The sequence below is a fragment of the Asticcacaulis sp. genome, assembly GCF_027484505.1.
Lineage (GTDB): Bacteria > Pseudomonadota > Alphaproteobacteria > Caulobacterales > Caulobacteraceae > Asticcacaulis.
This window is the reverse complement of record NZ_JAIXSV010000259.1, coordinates 1-4,710: the sequence shown is the minus strand read 5'-3', so window position 1 is coordinate 4,710 and position 4,710 is coordinate 1. Positions and strand designations below refer to the sequence as shown.

Sequence of the window (4,710 nt, the reverse complement as noted above, 5' to 3'; positions counted from 1 at the left end):
CGTGCATGGGTCATCCGCGATGCCCATCGCATTCGCATTGACAGTGCTCAGGTGGTGCGCGGCGATATGATCGTCCTGGCCGAAGGCGACAGGGTGCCCGCCGACGCAAAACTCTTGGACTCGCACGATCTTCAGGTAGATGAATCCCTTCTCACCGGCGAGTCTGTTCCGGTGAGAAAGTCCCTGACCGCAAAGAGCGGGGATGAAAACTCTGATCGGGTTTTCTCAGGCGCTCTGATTGTGCGCGGCACAGGCATTGGTGAAGTCACAGCCACTGGTATCAGGAGCCGGATGGGCCAGATCGGTCACTCGCTGAAAACCCTGACGCCGGAAGTGCCAAAGCTTCAGACCGAAACCCGCAAGCTCGTGACCCTATTCGCGTCGGTCGGTGGGGCCGTCTGCGTGGTTGTTGTACTTCTCTACGGCCTCTTGCGCGGGGGTTGGCTTGAGGCCACTCTGGCGGGCATTGCCCTGGGTATGTCGATGCTGCCGGAGGAGTTCCCGGTCGTATTGGCCGTGTTTATGGCCATGGGTGCGTGGCGGATCTCAAAAGCGCGTGTTTTGACTCGCAAAGCAACGGCCATAGAGACGCTGGGCTCTGCTACCGTATTGTGTACGGATAAGACCGGCACATTGACTGAGAACAGAATGTCACTGGCCGAGTTCAGACTGAAAGACGGGCAGGTCGCCAGTGCCGACGCGGCCCTGTCAAAGGACTTCCTCAATCTGGCGGAGGTCGGCCGTATGGCCAGCGAACCCGACCCCTACGATCCGATGGAAAAGGCTTTTCACGCTTTTGCGAGAGCCAGTGACGGACCCGAGGCCTTACCGAAGGCGCTGATCAAATCTTTTGGGTTGCGACCGGACTTTTTGGTCATGTCCCAGGTCTGGCAAGGAGAGGATGCCAACGCACCCCTCACTATAGCCGCCAAGGGCGCTCCAGAAGCGATCGCTGACCTGTGTCGGCTGAATGCCGGGGAGGGTGTCGCGATGAAGGTCGCCGTTGAGGCTATGGCAGGGCGAGGCCTGCGCGTCCTCGGCATTGCACGGGCGAAGTTTCAGGGGAAGCTTCCCGAATCTCAACGCGAATTCGATTTTGAATATCTCGGACTGGTTGGACTGGCCGATCCCCTTCGTGCCAGCGTGCCGGGGGCGATAAGGGAGTGCCGCGCGGCTGGTATTCGTGTCATCATGATTACCGGCGATTATCCGATCACGGCGCAGTCGATCGCGCGTCAAGCGGGGCTTTTCGAGCCAGGCGAGATCGAGGCGGTCGTTAGCGGCGATGAACTGACCCATATGAATGAGGCTGTTCTTGCCGCAAAGCTGAAGGTGGCAACCGTCTTTGCGAGAATTCAGCCGGATCAAAAACTACGCATCGTGCAGGCTTTGAAAGCAAATGGTGAGATCGTCGCCATGACCGGAGACGGGGTAAACGATGCCCCATCGCTCAGGGCCGCGCATATAGGCATTGCGATGGGCGGGCGAGGAACCGATGTTGCGCGGGAAGCGTCCGCCATTGTGCTTCTCGACGACGATTTCGGTTCGATCGTTCAGGCGATCCGCCTTGGGCGCCGAATTTACGACAACCTGCGAAAAGCCATGGCATTTATCTTTGCAGTTCATGTCCCCATTGCGGGCCTTGCGCTCATGCCACTGGTCTTTGGCTTGCCAATACTGTTCGGTCCAATGCATATCGCATTTCTCGAAATGGTCATCGACCCCGTTTGTTCCTTAGTGTTTGAAGCCGAAACCGAGGAAGAAAATGTCATGAAAAGGCCGCCTCGCGCGCCGACTGAGCCCCTGTTCTCAAAAGAGCTGATTGCCTGGAGCGTCCTGCAGGGGGCTCTGGCGCTTACGCTCGTCGCCGTGATCTTCGTCGCAGCCCTTAACCTTGGCATGGCCGAAGATGAAGTGCGAGCGCTGGCTTTCTTCTCGCTCATCATGACCATTGCCGCACTCATATTTGTCAACCGGTCCTACAGTGCCTCCCTGTTAACCGCCTTGAAGCGGCCAAACGCCGCACTGCTCTATGTGGTGTTGGGGGTTATGGCGATGCTGGCCCTGACACTCTTATGGTCTGCGGCCCGCGACATGTTTCGCTTTGGGCCATTGCGATGGGATCAGCTCGCTTTGAGCCTGGGGGCCGGGGTAATGGCGCTCGTCTGCCTTGAGCTTCTGAAGCCCCTCTGGAGAAAATGGCTGACGGCTTAGCCAACCGGCACCATGAGTTCATTTCGACGCAGGAACCAAAGCGTCCAGGGCGGGTCGTATCGCGCCATTGAAATCGGTCCAATGGCGTTGAGCTTATGGTGGCGCATATAGATCTCAAGCCCTTCGGTTCTGGCCTCGATGTCCCCGGCCTGTCCCCGTCCGGCAAAACGTATAACCGCCACACGCACGGGGGGCAGATTGACCAGCCGGACCCTTGGATTGTTCGGCTTGGGCAGCGTGGCGAGCGTGTATCTGACGGGCATGATGAAGCGAACCACCCAGCCGTCGGCCACAGCCTGCTGAATCACCGGGGCCGTCATTGCAATTTTTTCGGATTGCGGGGCCTGAAGCACAGGGGCGGTCATCGCCACCGTATGTTTCTGTACATTGCTGCCGAAGATGTAGCCGGCAAGCAGGTTGAAACCGGCACGCAGGGCGGGTTCACGCTCGCCTGAAACGGTCACTTCTGCGGCGATCAGTGACGGATAGGCCCGCACTTCGCACAGTCCCTCCTTTTGACTTGTGGTGTAGGCGGGTTCCTCAATAGACATGATTGAACTTTCTTAGAGCGCCTGCCGAAACGTGCGAAACGGCTTCGGAATTAAAAGCGCCATAGCCCGCAAGGGCCAAAATAGCGCCGAAGAGGTGCCGACGCCGGCCTGATGCCCCCTTGATCCGCGCAGGGTCAGGTGTTGATAATCACCTTGAGCGCCTTGGTCTTTGACGCATTGCCAAAGGTCTCGTAGGCGTCGATTATGTGGTCCAAGGAGAAGTGGTGGGTAATCAGCCGTTTCGGATCGAGCCTGTCAGCGTCCACAAGTTTCAGCAACATGGGCGTTGATACGGTGTCAACCAGTCGTGTCGTGATTGTCAGGTTGCGGTCCCAAAGGTATTCCAGGTGCAGATCAACCTTCGTCCCATGAACACCGATATTGGCGATCGTGCCCCCCGGCGCTATCAGCGTCTCACACAGTTCAAATGTCGCCGGCATCCCCACGGCTTCGATCGCTGTGTCCACGCCTTGGCCTTGCGTCAGCATCATCACCGCTTCTGTCGCTCTGCCGTCCGAACTGTTGACGGTGTGTGTGGCACCAAAGCGTTTGGCGGTTTCCAGACGGTTGGCGTCGAGATCAATCATAATGATCTGCGCCGGGGAATAGAACTGTGCCGTCAACAGGGCGGCCAGTCCTATAGGACCGGAGCCGACGATCGCAACGGAGCTTCCCGGTTGCACCTTTCCGTTCAGGACGCCGCATTCGAACCCCGTGGGTAAGATGTCACTGAGCATGACGAGAGCTTCCTCGTCAGCATGCTTGGGAACGGGATACAGGCTGTTGTCGGCATGAGGTGTGCGCACATATTCGGCCTGAGTGCCGTCAATCGTATTGCCCAGCATCCAGCCGCCGCTGGTGCAGTGTGAGAACATCTGCTTGCGGCAGTATTCGCATCGGCCACAGGCACTGATGCACGAGATCAGGACGTGATCGCCGGTTTTGAACACGGTGACATCGCTGCCCACGCTGTCGATGACACCGACGCCCTCATGGCCGAGAATACGTCCGGGGGTGCAGGATGCCACGTCACCCTTGAGGATATGCAGATCGGTCCCGCATATCGTTGTCTTCGTCACCCGAACAATGGCATCGGTAGGGAATTGGATGACGGGTTTAGGAACCTCATCAAGCGATTTACGTCCTGGCCCATGAAAGACAAGAGCCTTCATCGTGGTTTCGGGGGAGCCCTTCGGCTGTCTCCGGTCACCAGAGCCTGTCACAAGCTGAATGTTATTGTCCATCTGAGGTCACCTTTGCGATCCGACCGCTAACTCGATTAATCAACAAGTATTGATTGTTGATATGGACCCAGCGATAGCCGCGCTTCGGCGGGGCCAGTTGGCGCGCCTGCCAGCCGGTCACGATATAGTCCCCGTCCCGGAGGGCTAAGGGCAAGCGTTCTCCGTGTGTCCAGCGGCGCATATATTGGTGATCGCTTTGCGGCACGACCTCGAAAACCGTTCCGTTCTCGGTAATCAGGCCATATTGATGGCTGTCATTGCGTACCCAGCGGTGCCCTCTCGCCGGCGCGGGCAAATTGCGACGCTGCCAGTCAACGACTGTGTACTGGCTCTCCTGATAAACGTCGGGCACCTTATCGCCTTTGAGCCAAGGCGCGTGTTGGGGCGGGTGCCCTCCCTCTGCGTGTGCATCTGGTCGGCCCGGCTGATAGGGCGGGGCTTTCGAGAGTGCAGGGGAGGTGAGGCTTGCCGCGGTGGCAAGTGCCAGAGTGAGCACGTATCTCATAACAAGAGGCTCCAAAAAGGGCTGGGGCGACAACCCGTGTCGCTATGGTGCGACCGTCAGGCGTCAAGTTCATGGCGCCTAGATCATTATGATTTCTGGTAGAAACATAATGATCTAGATTTTTGTTTCGCCCCTCGCCGGGCGGTGGCTTTGCCACCTTGGCCGCCGCCTCAATGGCGGCTTGAGCGGAATGATT

General features: G+C 58.1%; 4 protein-coding genes. 1 reads left to right on the top strand and 3 read right to left on the bottom strand.

Annotated features, from left to right (window positions below):
* On the top strand, window positions 1-2,214 hold a 2,214-nt coding region (locus tag Q0072_RS15585; protein ID WP_298331926.1), incomplete at its 5' end, for a cation-translocating P-type ATPase.
* On the opposite strand, the gene Q0072_RS15580 is transcribed toward Q0072_RS15585, so the two are convergent.
* The 3 genes from Q0072_RS15580 to Q0072_RS15570 all read right to left on the bottom strand — a co-directional run bounded on the left by Q0072_RS15580 (window position 2,211) and on the right by Q0072_RS15570 (window position 4,361).
* Window positions 2,211-2,765, bottom strand: coding sequence for a heme-binding protein (locus Q0072_RS15580; protein WP_298331924.1), 555 nt, complete (start codon window positions 2,763-2,765; stop codon window positions 2,211-2,213). The two genes, Q0072_RS15585 and Q0072_RS15580, sit on opposite strands and share 4 nt — an antisense overlap.
* Window positions 2,766-2,899: 134 nt before the next feature.
* Window positions 2,900-4,009: a zinc-dependent alcohol dehydrogenase family protein gene (locus Q0072_RS15575; protein ID WP_298331922.1), complete on the bottom strand. Its 1,110-nt coding sequence runs from the start codon at window positions 4,007-4,009 to the stop codon at window positions 2,900-2,902.
* A complete protein-coding gene (locus tag Q0072_RS15570) occupies window positions 3,999-4,361 on the bottom strand; it encodes an RcnB family protein (protein WP_298331920.1) in 363 nt (120 codons plus the stop codon). Before Q0072_RS15570 ends, Q0072_RS15575 begins: the two co-directional genes overlap by 11 nt.
* Window positions 4,362-4,710 lie beyond the last annotated feature (349 nt).